General features: G+C 73.3%; 14 protein-coding genes. 12 read left to right on the top strand and 2 right to left on the bottom strand.

Going from position 1 to position 16,730, the window contains the following annotated elements; genetic code table 11:
• The 7 genes from ACEQ2X_RS15720 to ACEQ2X_RS15690 all read left to right on the top strand — a co-directional run.
• Window positions 1-204, top strand: a 204-nt coding sequence (locus ACEQ2X_RS15720) for a hypothetical protein (protein ID WP_370326778.1), incomplete at its 5' end; no start/stop codon positions are given.
• Between the two features lie 262 nt (window positions 205-466).
• Window positions 467-1,456 (top strand): ATP-binding cassette domain-containing protein, encoded by a 990-nt coding sequence (locus ACEQ2X_RS15715; RefSeq protein WP_370326777.1) that lies wholly within the window; start codon window positions 467-469, stop codon window positions 1,454-1,456.
• A gap of 70 nt (window positions 1,457-1,526) precedes the next feature.
• On the top strand, window positions 1,527-2,387 hold the full coding sequence (locus ACEQ2X_RS15710) for an ABC transporter permease (RefSeq protein WP_370326776.1): 861 nt from the start codon (window positions 1,527-1,529) through the stop codon (window positions 2,385-2,387).
• 9 nt (window positions 2,388-2,396) lie between these two features.
• Window positions 2,397-3,302 (top strand): helix-turn-helix domain-containing protein, encoded by a 906-nt coding sequence (locus ACEQ2X_RS15705; protein WP_370326775.1) that lies wholly within the window; start codon window positions 2,397-2,399, stop codon window positions 3,300-3,302.
• An 82-nt stretch (window positions 3,303-3,384) separates the two neighbouring features.
• A complete protein-coding gene (locus tag ACEQ2X_RS15700) occupies window positions 3,385-3,930 on the top strand; it encodes a DUF5655 domain-containing protein (protein WP_370326774.1) in 546 nt (181 codons plus the stop codon).
• Window positions 3,931-4,001: 71 nt separating this feature from the next.
• Window positions 4,002-5,162: a Na/Pi symporter gene (locus ACEQ2X_RS15695; RefSeq protein WP_370326773.1), complete on the top strand. Its 1,161-nt coding sequence runs from the start codon at window positions 4,002-4,004 to the stop codon at window positions 5,160-5,162.
• Between the two features lie 9 nt (window positions 5,163-5,171).
• Window positions 5,172-5,843: a PhoU domain-containing protein gene (locus ACEQ2X_RS15690; protein ID WP_370326772.1), complete on the top strand. Its 672-nt coding sequence runs from the start codon at window positions 5,172-5,174 to the stop codon at window positions 5,841-5,843.
• 9 nt (window positions 5,844-5,852) lie between these two features.
• Here ACEQ2X_RS15690 and ACEQ2X_RS15685 read toward each other — a convergent pair whose 3' ends face one another.
• Entirely contained in the window at window positions 5,853-6,779 is a 927-nt protein-coding gene (locus tag ACEQ2X_RS15685) for a GNAT family N-acetyltransferase (protein WP_370326771.1), read from the bottom strand.
• Window positions 6,780-6,835: 56 nt separating this feature from the next.
• Between ACEQ2X_RS15685 and ACEQ2X_RS15680 the strand changes: the two genes are divergently transcribed.
• The gene (locus tag ACEQ2X_RS15680; RefSeq protein WP_370326770.1) at window positions 6,836-6,958 is read left to right on the top strand and encodes a hypothetical protein; all 123 of its coding nucleotides are present in this window, start codon (window positions 6,836-6,838) and stop codon (window positions 6,956-6,958) included.
• Window positions 6,959-6,963: 5 nt separating this feature from the next.
• Here ACEQ2X_RS15680 and ACEQ2X_RS15675 read toward each other — a convergent pair whose 3' ends face one another.
• Entirely contained in the window at window positions 6,964-8,022 is a 1,059-nt protein-coding gene (locus ACEQ2X_RS15675; protein WP_370326769.1) for an LLM class flavin-dependent oxidoreductase, read from the bottom strand.
• Window positions 8,023-8,135: 113 nt separating this feature from the next.
• Here ACEQ2X_RS15675 and ACEQ2X_RS15670 point away from each other — a divergent pair, with 113 nt between their 5' ends.
• From ACEQ2X_RS15670 to ACEQ2X_RS15655, 4 genes are all read left to right on the top strand, one after another.
• Entirely contained in the window at window positions 8,136-9,935 is a 1,800-nt protein-coding gene (locus ACEQ2X_RS15670) for a glycosyl hydrolase (RefSeq protein WP_370326768.1), read from the top strand.
• 65 nt (window positions 9,936-10,000) lie between these two features.
• Window positions 10,001-12,004 (top strand): right-handed parallel beta-helix repeat-containing protein, encoded by a 2,004-nt coding sequence (locus tag ACEQ2X_RS15665; RefSeq protein ID WP_370326767.1) that lies wholly within the window; start codon window positions 10,001-10,003, stop codon window positions 12,002-12,004.
• Window positions 12,001-13,131 carry a multicopper oxidase domain-containing protein gene (locus ACEQ2X_RS15660; protein ID WP_370326766.1) on the top strand — a complete coding sequence of 377 codons (1,131 nt, stop codon included), beginning with the start codon at window positions 12,001-12,003 and terminating at the stop codon, window positions 13,129-13,131. Before ACEQ2X_RS15665 ends, ACEQ2X_RS15660 begins: the two co-directional genes overlap by 4 nt.
• 134 nt (window positions 13,132-13,265) lie before the next feature.
• Entirely contained in the window at window positions 13,266-16,679 is a 3,414-nt protein-coding gene (locus ACEQ2X_RS15655) for a cell wall-binding repeat-containing protein (protein ID WP_370326765.1), read from the top strand.
• The last annotated feature ends 51 nt before the right edge of the window (window positions 16,680-16,730 follow it).

Below are 16,730 nucleotides of genomic sequence, written 5' to 3'. Positions count from 1 at the left end.
GCACACGGCCTCTTCGGTGAGCTCGGCGTCGGCACCGTGACCGCCTCCACCCTCCAGCTCGGCCTCGGCGTCGCCGGCCTCCTCGCCGGACTGGGCCTCACCTTCATCGCCACCGGCGCCGGCCTCGTCTGGGCCGCCGCCCGCAAGTCCGAGTCTGGGATCCAGGAGTCGGAGTCCTCGTCGCGAGACCTGGCGAGCGTCTAACCCACACCCGCCGGACCGCGTCCGGCACCTCGGAACCCAACACCGCGAGGCCCTCCCCACCCGGGGAGGGCCTTTCGGCATCCCCGGCACGGCGTGGGGGACCAGCCCGGCGGACCGACCGCCGATGAGATCCGGCTGGTCGCCCCGTCGGAACGTGTGGCACCAGGGCGGTGCCCGATCCACCCGACCCGGTGTCACGGGGTCGGCGTAGGCTCGGACGATCGCGGCCGGGCCGGCCGCAGGGAGACGAGGAGGCCACCAGATGACGGCTGAGCTGGCCATCAGAGCCGAGGGGCTCGAGAAGCACTTCGGCGCGACGCGTGCGGTGGACGGGCTGGACCTGTCGGTGCCGATCGGATCGGTGTACGGGGTCCTCGGGCCCAACGGGGCCGGGAAGACCACGGCCATCCGGGTCCTCGCCACGTTGTTGCCGCCGACCGGCGGGCGGGCGTGGGTGTTCGGCCACGACGTGGTCGCCGAGCCCGAGGCGGTGCGCGGCACCGTCAGCCTCACCGGGCAGTTCGCATCGGTCGACGAGGACCTGACCGGCACCGAGAACCTGGTCCTCCTCGGCCGGCTGTGGGGCCACGACCGCCCGGCCGCCCGCCGACGGGCGGACACCCTCCTCGAGGCCTTCGGGCTGGCGGACGCGGCGGCGCGGCAGGTCAAGACCTACTCGGGCGGGATGCGGCGGCGCATCGACATCGCCGCGAGCATCGTCGTCACGCCGCGGCTGATCTTCCTCGACGAGCCCACGACCGGCCTCGACCCCCGCAGCCGCAACCAGGTGTGGGAGATCGTCCGGGCATTGGTCGCCGAGGGCACCACCGTGCTGCTGACGACCCCGTACCTCGACGAGGCCGACCAGCTGGCCGACCGGATCGCGGTGATCGACCACGGGCGGGTGATCGCGGAGGGCACCGGCTCGGAGCTGAAGGCCTCCGTCGGCGCGGGCGTCCTGCACCTCCGCCTCCGCGATCCCGCGCGACGGCCCGACGCCGCGGCGGCCATCGGCCGCGTCGTCACCGCTGACGTCCAGCTCGAGCGGGACCCCGCCGCGCTGACCGTGCGGGTCGACGACGCCGGCCCCGCCGGGGCGGTGCTCAGCGCGCTGCACGCCCTCCACATCGAGGTCGTCAACCTCGGGTTCGGCCAGCCCAGCCTCGACGAGGGGTTCCTCACCCTGACCGGCCACCCGGCCGAGCCCGCCGAACCCACCCCCGCCAGCACCGACGTGGAGGTCGGGCTGTGAGCGCGAGCTCGCGAGCGGTCACAGGACAGGCCGGGGGGCGACCCCGGCGCGTCAGCGCGGGGGTCGGGCTGTGAGCACCACCACCCCGGCACGTCGGGACGCCACGCCCGAGCCCGCCCCGGTCGAGGGCGACGCGATCCGCAGCGTCCTCGTCGTCGGTGAGCGCCCACCCCTGCCCGGCCGCGGGAGCGCCGCCAGGACGTTCTTCTGGCGGGCCATGCTGAAGATCAAGCACGTCCCCGAGCAGCTGTTCGACGTGACGATGTTCCCGATCATGTTCCTGCTGATGTTCACCTACCTGTTCGGCGGGGCGCTGGCCGGGTCCACCGGCGCGTACCTCCAGGAGGTGCTGCCCGGCATCCTCGCGATGACCGTGGCGATGATCACGATGTACACGGGCCTCACGATCAACCGGGACATCGAGAAGGGCGTCCACGACCGGTTCAAGTCGCTGCCGATCTGGCGTCCCGCGCCGCTGGTCGGTGCGCTGATGGCCGACGCGGTGCGCTATTCCCTCGCCTCGACGGTGATCCTGGTCCTGGGCGTCATCCTGGGCTTCCGTCCCGGGGCGGGCGTCGGGGGCGTGGTGCTGGCGATCGCGCTGCTGCTCGCGTTCTGCTTCGGGCTCAGCTGGATCTGGACCCTGCTCGGGCTGAAGATGCGGTCGGAGAACGCGCTGATGGGCGTGTCGATGATGGTCCTGTTCCCGCTGACGTTCATCAGCAACGTGTTCGTCCCGGTCGACACGTTGCCCGGTTGGCTCCAGGCGTTCGTCGACGTCAACCCGATCACGATCCTGGTCACCGCGATGCGCGGCCTGATGCACGGGGAAGCCGTGGGCTCCCAGATCACGGTGACCCTGGCGATCAGCGCCGGGCTGGTCGCGGTGTTCGGCCCCCTCACCGTCATGGCCTACCGCCGCCACGACTGACAGCTCGCGATGGGGCGCACGCGCACCGGCACCGCGGCTGAGCCGATCGCGTTCGCGTTCGACTGGCTCACACGCGAGCCGACCCCGCCGGTGTCCCGGGTCGTCGAGTCGATCTGGTACGCCCGCGGCACCGTGCCCTACGCCCGCGAACGGATCGCTCCGACCGGATCGACCGTCGCCGTCCTCGTGCTCGGCGATCCCATCGTCGAGACGCCCGACGACGGGACGGGGGTGCCCCTGGTCGCCGACCGCGGGTTCCTCATCGGCCCGCACACCCGCCCGGTCGTCAACGCGCCGACCGGGGAGACGTTCGCCGTCGGCATCGTGACGACGCCGGTCGGCTGCGAGGCGGTGTTCGGGGTGGCGCCGGCGGCGATCCGCTGGCGAGTGGTCGATCTCGAGGCTACGTGGCCGGCGGCGACGGCCCTCCGCCGACAGGTGCTGGCCGCCGACGGGCCGGAGGCGATGCTCGACGTCGTCACGCAGGCGCTCGCCAGGACGGCCGCTCCGACACTCGCGACGATGCCCCGTGGCGCCCGGGTCGCGTTGGGCCGCTGCGAGGACGCCGTCGCGCTGGTCGAGGCCGATCCCACGACGCCGATCCGCGACGTCGCCGCGGCCCTCGGCGTCACCCACAGCCAACTCGACCGCGACTTCGCCCGGGTGGTGGGGCTGTCACCGCGCGCGCTGGCGCGGCTGCTGCGGGTCCGCCGGCTGCTCGAGGCCCTCGACGTGCGGACCGAGGTGCCGTGGCGCGACCTCGCCGCCGACCTCGGCTGGGTCGACCAGTCCCACCTGATCCGCGACTTCGTCCGCCACACCGGCGTCACCCCGACCGCCTACCTCGCCGCCCAGCGCAGGTGGCTGGCCCCCGCGGTGGCGGGCGACGGTGCCGGGTTCGTCCCGGAGCGCTGACGCGGTCGACGTGCGCAATCCGTCCAAGACGGACCCCCGGGGCTGGGCCAGCCTGCACGGGACACGCACCCGGAGGCACCCGATGACCCAGGCGAGCGCGCAGCTGCGCAACATCCAGACCGCGACCGGTCTGACGATCGAGCAGTTCGCCGAGGAGATCCGGCGTGAGGGGTTGGAGGCCCACGGCCGGATCCTCGCCCACCTCAAGGCGGCGCACGGCCTGACGCACGGCAACGCCAACGCGCTGGCCCACGCGGTCCGCGAGCACCTGGCCGGCGGCCCGCCCACGCCCGAGGCGCTGCTGGACGCCCAGTACGCCGGCGCGAAGGCGCCGCTGCGGGAGGTCTACGAGGCGGTGCGCGCCATCGCGGTTGGGTTGGGTGACGACGTCGAGGTCGTGGTGCAGAAGACCGGGGTCACCTTCCGCCGGCGACGGGTCTTCGCCGTCGCCAGGGCCGCGTCGTCGACGCGGGTGGAGCTGGGCCTGAAGCTCGACGTCACGCCGGACGGCGGTCGGGTCGTGGAGACCACCGGCATGTGCAGCCACCGCGTGGACCTGCGCGACCCGTCCGACGTTGACGACGCCGTCGCCGGGTGGCTCGCCGACGCCCACGCCGCCGCCGGCTGACACCGCCGGGGCGCGCCGAGGTCCGATGAGCGGTACGGCGGGATCCGGCCGGGCCGCTAGGTTTCCCGGCGGTGAACGCCCGGGGAACGCCCGCTGACCGACCGAGCCGCGACGGCGCGGACGGTCGCGGTGCCGTCATCGCCCGGGCGCTGCTCGTCATCGGGCTGCTGTACGCGTTCCTGGTCGGCGTCAGCCTGCTCGAGGACGGGATCGTCGCCCTCGGCCCCGACGTGCAGGACGAGATGTTCCGCAGCGTCACCAACCCCCTCGGCGGGCTGTTCGTCGGCATCCTCGCCACGGTCCTCGCCCAGTCGTCCTCGGTCACGACCGCGACGATCGTCGGCCTGGTCGGCAGCGGCCTGCTGGGCGTCGAGGACGCCGTGCCGATGATCATGGGCGCGAACATCGGGACGACGGTCACGAACACCCTCGCGTCCCTCGGCCACCTGCGCCGACCGCAGGAGTTCAAGGCGGCGTTCGCCGCCGCCACGGTCCACGACTTCTTCAACGTCCTCAGCGTCATCGTGCTGCTGCCGCTCGAGCTCGCCACGGGGGTGCTCAGCCGGGTCGCGGAGTCCCTCAGCTCCGCGCTGCTCGGCACGGGCGGCGGGGAGTTCGAGAGCCCCATCAAGCAGGCCGTGAGCGCGCCGGCGGAGGTCATAGAGTCGGTCCTGACCGGGGTCGGGGCGACCGGCCCGCTCCTCGGCGTGCTGTTCCTGGTCGCCGGCCTGGCGCTGATCTTCACCGCGCTGGCGTTCATCACGAAGAACATGCGCGCGCTGGTCGCCGACCGCATGGAGCGGACGATCAACGACGTGCTCAGCCGCGGCGGCGGGATCGCCGCGCTCGCGGCCGGCGCGGTGATCACCGTGGCCGTGCAGTCGTCGTCGATCACCACGTCGGTGCTGATCCCGCTGGCCGCGTCGGGGATCCTGTCGCTCAGGAACACCTACCCGGTGACCCTCGGCGCCAACGTCGGCACGACCGTCACCGCGCTGCTCGCCTCGCTCGCCACCGACCGGCCCGAGGCGCTGACGGTCGCGCTGGTCCACACCGCCTTCAACCTGGCGGGCATCGCGCTGTTCTACCCGGTGCCTGCGCTGCGGGACATCCCGATCCGCCTGGCCGAGCGGGGGTCCGAGCTCGCCGCCGCCAGCCGGCGCCTCGCCGTCGTCTACACGATCGGCATCTTCATCCTGGTCCCCCTGGCGGGGGTCCTGTTGTTGCGATAAGGAGGGGTCATGGTCTTCAACTTCCTGCGTGGCGGCCCGAGCGTCATGGAGTCCGTCGAGCGCGAGGTCACGGCGATGCTGGCGAACTGCCGGCACACCTTCGACCTGGCCATGTCGGCGCTGTTCGCGGGCGACGACATCGCTGCCATCGCCGAGGACATCCACACGACCGATGAGCGGATCAACGCGGCTGAGGAGCAGGTCCGCCGCCAGCTGGTCGTCCACGTCTCGGTGCAGGGCGCCGAGGACGTCGGCACCGTGATGGTCGACCTGCTCATCGTCAAGAAGCTCGAGCGGATCGGCGACCAGCACAAGAACGTCCTCGACCTCGCCGAGGAGGGGGTGCGGCTGACCGGCGCCCCCGACGAGGGGGACATCCAGGCGCTCCGCCAGGAGATCTCTGCGATGTTCGAGACGACCGCGGCGGTGCTGACCGAGGCGGACGAGGAGGGGGCGCAGGCCCTCGGCGACCGGGCCACCGAGCTGCGCCAGCACCTCGAGGGGTTGATCCGCGACATGATCCACACCGACCTGCCGGCCACCGAGGCGGTCCCCCGGGCGCTGCTCTACCGCCACCTCAAGCGCATCGTCGCGAACCTCGGTGGCGTCGCCATGACCGTCGTCGACGGGATCGAGCGGATCGAGCGGGACTCGAGCGGCGAGGACATCACCGACGACTGAGACCGCCGGTCAGTCGAGCTCCCTCGCCCACCGGCGGAACGACTGGGTGACCGCCATGCCGACGTGGAGGTAGAGGTCCTTCGCGCCGGTCCGCGAGTCCGTGGACAGGCCGGCGGTCGTGCACCCCCGCTCGGCGAAGCGGTCGAAGGCACCGTGGAGCAGGGCCCGTCCGAGGCCCTGCCCGCGATGGCTCCGGGTCACGGCCAGCTGCTCGACCCACCCCTCCCCCGCACCCTCGTCCAGGCACACCGCCGCCCCGACCGGCCCGTCGGGGCCGACGACGACGAGCACCTCGACGTCGTCGCGGTCGAGGTGCGCCGCCCGCCAGTCCTCGAACGACATGCCGCCCTCGCGGTCGGGCCACTCGCTGAAGGCGTCCTCGATCACCCGGTGGACGGCCGCGTCCTCGTCGGGGCGGACCATCGGGCGGAGCTGCATCCCGTCGGGGAGGGCGGGGCCGTCGGGGAGGGCAGGGCCGTCGCCGTCGACGGGCGCACGCGCGGGCAGGTCGATCGCGAACACCCACGACGCCCACCGCGGGGTGTACCCGTGCCCCTCGAGCAGCGCGATGGCGGCGGTGTGGCCGTCGCCGACGGTCTGGCCGACGCGCGGTCGGTCGTGGCGCCGCGCCTGCGCCTCGGTCCAGGCCAGCAGTGCCGTCCCGATCCCGCGGCCCCACGCGTCCGGGTGGACCGCCACCCAGGCGCGGCCCAGGGAGTGGTCGGCGTAGCCGACGATCCGCTGGTCGTCGAGGACCAGCACCGCGTCGGCGGCCAGGTCGATCGAGGGCCGCTGCCAGTCGCTGCGCAGGTCACCGGCCGTCGTGAAGGCCTGGCCGTCCCCGGCGAGCTCGTCCGCCCGGCAGACGGCGGCAGCCGCCTCGGCGTCGTCGGGGGTCGGGGGGCGGGCGGCCAGGCCGGCGGGGAGTCCGTGCACCGGCACATGGTGGCGCACCTGGCGTCGGGGCGCCCTCGTCCGGAGAGGACGAGGGCATGGCACCTGACCGCATCCGCATCCGTCCGGCCGGCGGCCCCATGGGCTGCCTCGCGATGATCGTCGTGTCGATCCTGGCGTCGGTGGTGCTGACCGTCCTGGTGAACGTGCTGATCCGCTAGCGGGATCAGCCGACGGCGGCGGCCGGCTCCTCCGCCAGCGCCGCGCGGACCTGCGGGGCGACCTCGGTGCCGAGCAGCTCGATGCTGCGCATGATCGCGTCGTGCCCGAGCGGGCCGGCGGAGACCTTCAGGTCGATGCGGGACAGCTGCAGCCCGCGGGCGATGCGGATGACCTTGTCGGCGACGGTCTGCGGTGACCCGACGACCAGCGCGCCGTCGGGGCCGGCCTGGGCCTCGAAGTCCTCGTACCGCATCGGCGCCCAGCCGCGCTCGCGCCCGATGCGGGCGTGCATCTCCCGGAAGCCGGGCCACAGCTCGGCGAGGGCCTGGTCGTCGGTCTCGGCGACGTGGCCGGGCAGGTGGGCGCCGATGGGCTGGGGGTCACGGCCGAGCTCGCCGAGTGCGCGGTGGTAGAGGTCCACGAGCGGCGCGAAGCGCTGGGGGGCGCCGCCGATGATGGCGAGCATGAGCGGCAGGCCGTACCGGGCCGCCCGGATGACCGACTCGGGGCTGCCGCCCACGCCGACCCAGGTCCGCAGGCGACCGGACTCCGTCGGCGGCCACACCACCTGCTGGTCGAGGGGCGGGCGGGTCTGGCCGGACCAGGTGACCGGTCCCTCCTCGAGGAGGTGGGCGAACAGGTCGAGCTTGTCCTCGAACAGCACCTCGTAGTCGCCGAGGTCGTAGCCGAACAGCGGGAAGGACTCGATGAAGGAGCCGCGGCCGAGGATCACCTCGGCCCGTCCGCCCGAGATCGCGTCCAGCGTGGAGAAGCGCTGGAAGACCCGCACGGGGTCGTCGGAGCTGAGGACGGTGACGGCGGACCCGAGGCGGATCCGCTCGGTCTGCCCGGCGATCCCCGCGAGGACCACGTCGGGGGCGGAGACGGCGAAGTCGTCGCGGTGGTGCTCGCCGATGCCGATGAAGTCCAAGCCGACCTGATCGGCGCGGACGCCCTCGGCGACGACGTCGCGGATGACCGCCGCGGGGTGCTTCAGCTTCCCGTCGGCGTCGACGGTCCGGTCGCCGAAGGTGTCGATGCCGAGCTCGAAGGGGGTGCGCATCGCGGTGCTCTCCTGGAGGGGGGACGGGGTAGTTGGAACTGTAACCAATTGCGTGTCCTGTGTGTTCCCGCCCCGCTCGATGCGCCACGGAGGGTTGTGCCAGGCTGTGCGCGATGGGCACACGACCGCTGGTGCGCTGGTGGTGGCTGCGGGGTCCCTTCACGGCCGCGGACATCACGCGCCAGCTCGAGTGGTTCACGGCGCACGGCTTCGGCGGCGTGGAGCTTGCCTGGCTGCACCCGGCGTGGCTCCCGCCGACCGACGACGAGCAGCGACCCGCGTTCCTCGGCCCGGACTTCCAGCGCCTGCTGGGCTGGACCAAGGCGGAGGGCGACCGGCTGGGCCTGCGAGTCGACGCGACGTTCGGGTCGTGTTGGCCCTTCGGTGGCACGTGGGTCACCGAGATCGACGCCGCCAAGACCCTCGACGGTCCCAGCTCCGAGCGGCTGCAGGGGTCCTGGGAGGAACCCGCCACCCCGCCGGTGCTCGACCACCTGTCGGCCCCCGCGATGGCGCGCTACGCGGCGGCGCTCGCCCCGGCCTTCGCGCCCGTGCTCGCGGGGCACCCCTCCGCGCTGTTCTGCGACTCCCTGGAGCTGGGTGTCGACCGCATCTGGACGCCCGCCCTGGACGCGGTGTTCGAGGAGCGGTTCGGCTACGACCTCGCCAGCGCCGACCTCGAGGACCCGAGGGTCCGCTACGACCACCTCGCCACGGTGTCCGAGGCGTTCCAGGAGGGGTTCGTCGAGCCCTTCGTCGAGGCGGCCCACCAGCTGGGCGCGGAGGCGCGCATGCAGTGCCACGGCGCACCGGCCGACCTGGTCCGCGCCTACGCGACGGTCGACGTGCCGGAGAGCGAGGTGCTGCTGTTCGAGCCGACGCACTCGCGCATCGCGGCCTCGGCGGCCGCGCTGGCGGGCCGGCGGATGGTGACGTGCGAGACGTTCACCTGCACATACGGCTTCGTCGGCCGCCCGGACCTGACGCCGTTGCGGTACTGGCACGCCGAGCGGTTCGACGACCTCCGGCTGGTGGCCGACGCGGCGTTCGCCAACGGGGTGAACCGGATCGTGTGGCACGGCGCCCCCTACCAGCCCGAGGGACGGGCGCCGGAGTTCTTCGCGTCCGTCCACGTCGCCCCGGACGGGGCCCTCTCCGGGCCCGAGCTCACCGCGTTCAACCGCTACCTGGCGCAGGCCAGCGCGCTGCTGCAGCGCGGCCGGCCCCACACGGACGTCGCCGTGCTCCTCGGGGTCGAGGACGGCTTCATGGCGGGGCGGATCCCCGTCGCGGACCGGACCCCGGGGGCCGCCTGGCACTTCGAGCACCGCCGCAGCGTCCCGCATGCGGCCCTCGCCGGCCACCAGCCGATGTGGATCACCGGTCCGTTCCTGGGCGCGGCACGGGTCGAGGACGGGCGCGTGGTCGCCGGTCACGCGTCGTTCTCCGCGCTGGTCGTCGACGTCGCCTGGCTGGAGGCCGAGGTGCTGGCACGCATCGTCGACCTGGCGGCGGCGGGCGGGGCGGTGGTCCTCGGCCGGACACCACGGCAACCGGGTACCCGGATGGTCGCGGGGTACGACGACCTGGTGGCGTGGCTGCGGTCGCTCGCGGCGCCGTCGGTGGCCGCGACCGGCGCGGTGCCCCTGCTCGCAGGTCCCGCCCTCCCGCCGTACTGGGCGCGACGCGTGGACGACGGCGTGGTGGTGTTCCTGGCCCACCCCGCCTGCGCCGACGTGACCTTCCCGCTGCGGCACGGCCAGGCGGAGGAGGCCACCGCCACCTCCCGCGATCTCACGATCACCGTCGACGGCGTGGCCGCGGACATCCGCGTCCGCTTCCCCGCGGGTCGCTCCGTGGCACTGCACGCCCGCGGTGACGGCCGCGTCGAGGAGCTGGAGCTCGACGGGTGAGCGCGCCCACGGCGACCGCGGCGGGCAGATCCCCGAACACGCGGCCGAGGCGTTACGGTGCGTCGATGCGTCGCGCCCACCCCTCCCCCGCAGCAGCCACCGCGTTGCTGGTCCTCCTCCTCGTCGCCGGGCTGCTCGTGATCGGCCTGCTCGTCCCCGGCCTGCCGACCGTCCCCGCCGAGGCCCAGGACGCGGCCGAGGTGCGGATGCTCGACAACTCCTACGACCCGCCGGAGGTCAGCGTCGAGCCCGGCCAGCCGGTGGTGTTCGACAACCAGGGCCGTGTGGACCACAACGTCATCGCCGTGGACGGTGCGTTCAACTCCGTGGACGACAGCGACGGGGAGAACACCCCGCCGGGGGAGGCGTGGGAGCTCACCGTCGACGACCCGGGCACCTACGACTACTACTGCTCGCTGCACGCCACGCCCGACGGCGACGGCGGCTGGGAGGGGATGGTCGGGACGCTCGTCGTGGGCGAGGGTGGCCCCTCGGGGGAGGGGTCGGATGCGGGCGGCGACCTGACCTCGGACTCCCCGACGGAGTGGACCGGCGAGACCCGCGAGGTCCCCGAGGACTACCCGACGATCCAGGCCGGCGTGGACGCCGCCGAGCCCGGCGACCTGGTCCTGGTCGGGCCGGGCACCTACCGGGAGGCGGTGTCGGTGACCACCCCGGGGCTGACCATCCGCGGCACGGACCGCAACGAGGTGATCCTCGACGGGGAGCTGACCCGCGAGAACGGCATCGTGGTGACGGCCGACGGGGTCGCGATCGAGAACATGACCGCCCGCGGGTACACCGTGAACGGCTTCTTCTGGAACGGCGTGGTCGGCTACCGCGGGTCGTACCTGACCGCGATCGACGACTGGGTGTACGGCATCTACGCCTTCGACTCCGTCGACGGGCTGTTCGAGCACTCCTACGCCTCGGGCTCCTACGACGCCGGCTTCTACATCGGCCAGTGCGACCCCTGCAACGCGGTGATCACCGACGTGCTGGCGGAGTTCAACGGGCTCGGCTACTCGGGCACGAACTCGTCGGGGAACATCTGGATCGTCAACTCCGAGTGGCGCCACAACGTCGCGGGGATCGTCCCGAACACCCTCGACTCCGAGCTGCTCCCGCCGGTCCACGACGTGGTCGTCGCCGGGAACTGGATCCACGACAACGGGGAGGTCGGCCGTGCCCCGAACGCCTCGGCGGAGTGGTCGGCGTTCGGCAACGGCGTGGTGCTCGCGGGGGCGCGGGACTCCGTGGTGCGCGACAACCTGATCGTCAACAACCCGACCAGCGGCGTGCAGGTCGTCTCGATGATCGACGCGAACTTCTGGCCGTCCGGCGGGAACGAGGTCCGCGACAACGTGATCCGGGGGTCCGGCAAGGCCGACATCGCCTTCGGCGGGCCGGTGGAGGAGGGGTCGTGCGCCGCCGGCAACGACGCGTCGACCACGATCCCGCTGACGCTCGGGGTGCTGCACGACTGCGACGGGATCAACCTGCCGCTGTGGTGGGGGCTCGCCACGTCATCCGACGCCCTCGGGCGGATCGCGCAGGTCGAGCACGGCCAGAACCCGCAGCTCGAGCACGGTGACGCGCCGGACCCCGAGCTCGACTTCGACCAGCTGCCCGGCGGCGAGGACGCCCCGGTGGTCCCGGCGGTGGACGTCTTCGCGTCCCTCGACTTCGACCCGGCGTCGCTGGCGGCGCCGGAGCTGGACGACGACGTCGAGCTGCTCGACCGCCGCCCGGTCCTGCTGGGCGTCGCGCTGGACGGCGGGTTCTGGCCGGTGCTGTACGGGGTGCTGCTGTGGCTGCTGCCGGTCGCCGTGTGGGTGCTGGGCGCGCTCGCGGTGATCTGGCTGGTGGCGCGCAGCGACCGGTCGCGCGGGGCGAAGGTGGCGTGGTCGGCCGGCGCGGTCGTCCTGCCGGTCGCGGGGGTGCTCGGCTACGGCCTGCTGGGTCACCGCCCGTGGTCGGTCCGCCGGCGAGTGGCCGTGGTCGTCGGCGGGGTGGTGCTCTGGCTGGTCGTGAGCGTCGTCGCGCTGCTGGTCGGGGGGGTGCTGTGAGCGAGAGCCCGCGAGCGGTCACCGGTGAGGAGGGGGAGGAGCCGCGCCGCCGTCGGGGCATGGATCGCCGGGAGGCGCTCCGCCGGGTCGGCGGGGGCGGGTTGACCGTGCTGGGCGCCGGTGTGGTCGTGGGATCGGTGGGGACCCACGCGGTCAGCCACGCCCGGAGCGCCGGGGCGATGACCGGTCCGGTGGCCGAGGCCGGCGTGGTGGGCCACGGGGACGGGGTGGTCTACGGGGGCGGGGCGGACGGGCGGCTGTCCGGTGACCTGCCGGCCGGCGATGCCGCGGGTCCCTACGGCGGTCCCTACGCCGCGCCGTCCGGGTTGGCCGCAGATGCACTCGACGCGCTGACCGTCCCCCCGCCGCCGCGGACGGGCACCGTCGAGGTCGACCTCAGCGTCGTCGAGCAGCCCCACCAGATCAGCCGCGCGCACGCCATCGACGCGTGGACCTACGCCGGATCGGTCCCCGGGCCGATCATCCGCGCGACCGAGGGCGAGACGATCCGGGTCCGCTTCGCCAACCGGACCGGGCACGACCACAACGTGCACTTCCACGGCCGGCACTCGCCGCTGGTCGACGGCTGGGAGCCGGTCCCGCCGGGCAGCGAGGTCGTCTACGAGCTGACCGCCGGCCCGGCAGGGGTGCACCCCTACCACTGCCACACCATGCCGATCGACGCCCACATCGCTCGCGGGCTCTACGGCACCTTGATCGTCGACCCGCCCGGCGGGCGACCGGACGCGCACGAGGTCGTGCTGCTGCTGAGCGGCTTCGACGTGGACGGCGACGGCCGCAACGAGGTGTACGCGTGGAACGGCGTGGCCGGGTTCTACGAGCGGTACCCGATCAAGGTCCCGACGGGTGAGCCGGTCCGGGCGTACGTCCTCAACGCGGTCGAGTACGACCCGGTCGCGTCGTTCCACCTGCACGCCCAGACCTTCGACGTGTACCCGGCGGGGGTCGGGGATGCGCCGGCCAGCCACACGGACGTGATCACCCTCGGGCAGATGGACCGGGCGATCCTCGAGTTCACCCTCCCGGAGATCGGCCGGTACATGTTCCACCCCCACCAGCACTCGATCGCCGGCCGCGGCGCGATGGGGTGGTTCGCCGCGATCTGACGGTGGGTGCGTGGAGTGGCGGGACTGAACAGACGATGACGAGAGTTGTGTCACCTCTGCGACACAGTTCAGGCTCTGTGGCGGACGGGGGTCTGCGGGGCCCGTCCCCGCACCGAGAGGAAGAAGGGAGCCACATGTCCACTTCCACACCACCTGCTCGGCGCACGCCTGCCCTGCTGGTGGTCACCCTGCTCGCATCTCTGGTCGCGCTCGCCGCGCCCGCCGGTGCCGCACCCGAGGGGCCGACGCAGCTCATCAGCGTCAACGCCGAGGGCACCGCCGCGGGGAACGACCAGTCACAGAGCCTGGCATCCGTGTCCGACGACGGCCGCTACATCGTCTTCGAGTCCCGCGCGACGGACCTCGTGACGGGGTTGACCGACGCCAACGGCCCGAACCTCGGGGACGTCTACCTGCGCGACACCACCACAGGCCAGACCCGCCTGGTCAGCCACGCCGCCGGGTCGCCGACCACGACCGCCACCGGCGGGTCCTCGGGGGCACCCCGCATCAGCGCGGACGGCCGCTACGTGGTCTTCGAGACCTTCGCCACCAACCTCGTCACGGGGGTGGTGGACGCCAACGGGGAACGGGACGTCTACGTCCACGCGGTCGCCACGGGGACGACCGCCCTGGTGAGCCACGCCGACGGCTCGCCGACCACGACCTGCGACACGGGGCAGTCGGTGGGCGCCGACATCTCCGACGACGGGTCGTTCATCGCCTTCCAGTCCCCCTGCACCGACCTGGTCGACGAGGCCGACGTGTCACCCGGCGTCGCCAACGTCTACCGGCACGACCGCGCAGCAGGCACCACCGAGGTCGTCAGCCGTCCCAACGCCGTCAACCCGAACGACATCACCACCGGCAACGCCGCCTCGACGTCCCCGGACATCAGCGGCCAGGGCAACGTGGTCGTCTACACCACGCAGGCGAGCAACCTCGGACCCGCTGACACCAACGGCGCCCCCGACATCGGCTACTGGCGGGCACCCGTCGGGAACCTGCCGACCCTCAGCACGACCATCACGTCGTTCGACGGGGCCTCCACCCGGCCGACGGTGTCCGACGACGGCATCTGGGTCGCCTTCGAGTCCGACGCGGACGACATCGGCCCGACCGACACCAACGGGGCCGTCGACGTCTACCTGGCCGAGGTGACCATCGGGCAGGGCATCAACTACGCGCTGGTCTCCGACACGCCAGGCGGAGGGGACGCCGGGAACCAGGCGTCCTTCAAGCCGGTCGTCTCCGGTGACGGCGGGTCCATCGCGTTCCTGACCCGCGCCACCGACATCGTGTCGGCAGCCCCGACGAAGACCTCGTCGGCGCAGTGGGACGTGGTCCGCCACACCCGCGCCGGCGGCGCGGTCAGCCTGATCAGCCGCGGGAGCGCCGGTGGCGGTGGCGACGGGGACTCCGGGCAACCCGGCCAGAACCCCGGCCTCGCCATCAGCGACGACGGGCAGACGGTCCTGTTCACCTCGGCGGCGGCCAACCTGGTGCCCGTCGACGGCGACGCCGGGCTCGACGTGTACGCCTACGAGTCCCCCGGCGGCGTGCGGCTGATCAGCGCCGCAGCGGACGGCACCTCCGCGGGTGACGGGCCGTCGTCCAACGGCGTCCTGTCCTCCGACGGCGACAAGGCGGTGTTCCGCTCCGACGCCACGGACCTGACCGCGGTGCCGGACGCCAACGGCGACCCGGACGTCCACGCGGTGCTGGGCCAGATCACCCCGACCCTGTCGATCGACGACGTCACCGGACCAGAGGGCCAGGACGGCGAGTCGCCCCTCACCTTCACCATCACCCTCGCACCCGCCGTCGCGGGCGAGGTGACGGTCCAGTACGCGACGGCCGACGGGACCGCGACCGGCGGCCCCGGTGCCGGTCCGGGTGTGGACTACCGGACCGCGAGCGGGACGGCGACCATCCCCGCCGGCCAGACCGAGGCCACCGTCGAGGTGGTGGTCTTCGGGGACGCCGACCCCGAGGGCGACGAGGACTTCACCGTCACCCTCTCCGACCCGACCGGCGGGGCGGTGATCGGACCCGACATGGGCACCGGCACGGGCACCATCGCCGACGACGACGGCGTGGTCACCGCCGACCTCCGCGACGGCGTCAACGACACCCTGCGGGTGGTCGTCGACGGCGGTCCGCCGGCCAACGCCAACCACGAGATCGCGCTGCGGTACTCCCGGGCGCTCTACCCCACCCCCGACGGGATGGGCCCCGACATGGGTCCTGACGACGAGGGCGATGACCCCGGGTTCGCCCAGGAGGGCGGCGACGGGCCGGACGGCCGGGGTGGGGGCACGCCCGGTGCCCGCGAGGCGCTGCTGGCCACCGACGGCGGGTTCGCCGACGCCCTGGCCTCGGGTGCCCTGCAGGGCAGCACCCTGGCCGACGGCCGACCGCTGCTGCTGACCGCGACCGACCAGCTCTACCCTGAGGTGCTGGCCGAGCTCCAGCGCCTGCAGGTCGAGACCGTCCACATCCTCGGCGGCACGGCCGCCATCGACGCGGGCGTCGAGACCGCCCTGGTCGACGCCGGCTACACCGTGAACCGCTACGAGGGCCCCTCGCGGCTCGAGACCGCCACCGACATCGCCGGCGGCGCCTTCCCGCAGGCCACCACCGCCGTGCTGGCGCGGGCGTTCCCCGCCCCGGACGGTGACGACACCCAGGCGTTCGCCGACTCACTCGCCGCCGGCGCGTGGGCGGCCGAGCGCGGCTGGCCGCTGCTCTTCACCCAGACCGAGGTGCTGTCCACCTCGACGCGGGAGTACCTGGCCGGCTCCGCCATCGAGACCGTCTACGTGGTCGGCGGCACCGCCGCGATCAGCGACGCGGTCATCACCCAGCTGACCGAGCTGGGGATCACCGTCGAACGGGTCGCCGGGGACAGCCGGTTCGACACCGCACTGGCGATCGCCGCGCAGCGCGGCCACGCCGACGAGCGAGACGCCGAGCAGGTCATGCTGCTCGACGGCCAGCAGATGAACGCCTGGGTCGCCGGGTTCGCCGGCGCCGGGTGGTCCGCGATCAACGGCGCACCGGTCGTCCTGGCCGTTCCCGACGTCATCCCCGGCCAGACCGCGGCCTTCCTCGACCCGCCACCCGGCGGGTCCGAGGAGCCGGAGGGGCCGTCGTTCGCCGTCGACGAGCAGACCATCACCGGCTACGTGCTGGTCTGCGGCATCACGCCGGTGCGCTGCGACGAGGCGCGGTCGCTCCTGGGCCTGCCGGACCTGGCGACGATCGTCGAGCCGACCGGGGAGCACCCGGCTGGCGGGACCGCCACCTTCGAGCTGACCGGCCCGTTCGACGCATCGGGGTACGAGACCCTGCTCGAGTGCGGCGCCGATCAGGACCTCGCGATGGGTGGTCCGCTCAGCCACGGCGGCGAGGGTCCGGCCGTCGAGGTCGGCGTCTCGATCTCGGCGGACGCGATCCCGGGTCCGTGCACCGTGAAGGTGAAGCTGATCTGGCCGAACGGCAGCGAGCAGATCGCGGTCACCGACATCACCGTGACCGGCTCGTAGCGCCGGCACCCCCTGTGTCGGTACGTCGACCGCTGAGGTCGACGTACCGAC

Origin of the sequence: Euzebya sp., from assembly GCF_964222135.1 — a bacterium.
GTDB lineage: Bacteria > Actinomycetota > Nitriliruptoria > Euzebyales > Euzebyaceae > Euzebya.
Note: the sequence above shows the minus strand (reverse complement) of the source record. Positions and strands in the feature narration are given on the sequence as shown.

What these genes read in the sequence shown, in the direction of transcription:
- ACEQ2X_RS15715 (WP_370326777.1), top strand. Translation starts at nt 467, where the DNA reads ATGACGGCTGAGCTGGCCATCAGAGCCGAGGGGCTCGAGAAGCACTTC.
- ACEQ2X_RS15705 (WP_370326775.1), top strand. Translation starts at nt 2,397, where the DNA reads ATGGGGCGCACGCGCACCGGCACCGCGGCTGAGCCGATCGCGTTCGCG.
- ACEQ2X_RS15700 (WP_370326774.1), top strand. Translation starts at nt 3,385, where the DNA reads ATGACCCAGGCGAGCGCGCAGCTGCGCAACATCCAGACCGCGACCGGT.
- ACEQ2X_RS15690 (WP_370326772.1), top strand. Translation starts at nt 5,172, where the DNA reads ATGGTCTTCAACTTCCTGCGTGGCGGCCCGAGCGTCATGGAGTCCGTC.
- ACEQ2X_RS15680 (WP_370326770.1), top strand. Translation starts at nt 6,836, where the DNA reads ATGGCACCTGACCGCATCCGCATCCGTCCGGCCGGCGGCCCCATGGGC.
- ACEQ2X_RS15675 (WP_370326769.1), bottom strand. Translation starts at nt 8,022, where the DNA reads ATGCGCACCCCCTTCGAGCTCGGCATCGACACCTTCGGCGACCGGACC.
- ACEQ2X_RS15670 (WP_370326768.1), top strand. Translation starts at nt 8,136, where the DNA reads ATGGGCACACGACCGCTGGTGCGCTGGTGGTGGCTGCGGGGTCCCTTC.
- ACEQ2X_RS15665 (WP_370326767.1), top strand. Translation starts at nt 10,001, where the DNA reads ATGCGTCGCGCCCACCCCTCCCCCGCAGCAGCCACCGCGTTGCTGGTC.
- ACEQ2X_RS15655 (WP_370326765.1), top strand. Translation starts at nt 13,266, where the DNA reads ATGTCCACTTCCACACCACCTGCTCGGCGCACGCCTGCCCTGCTGGTG.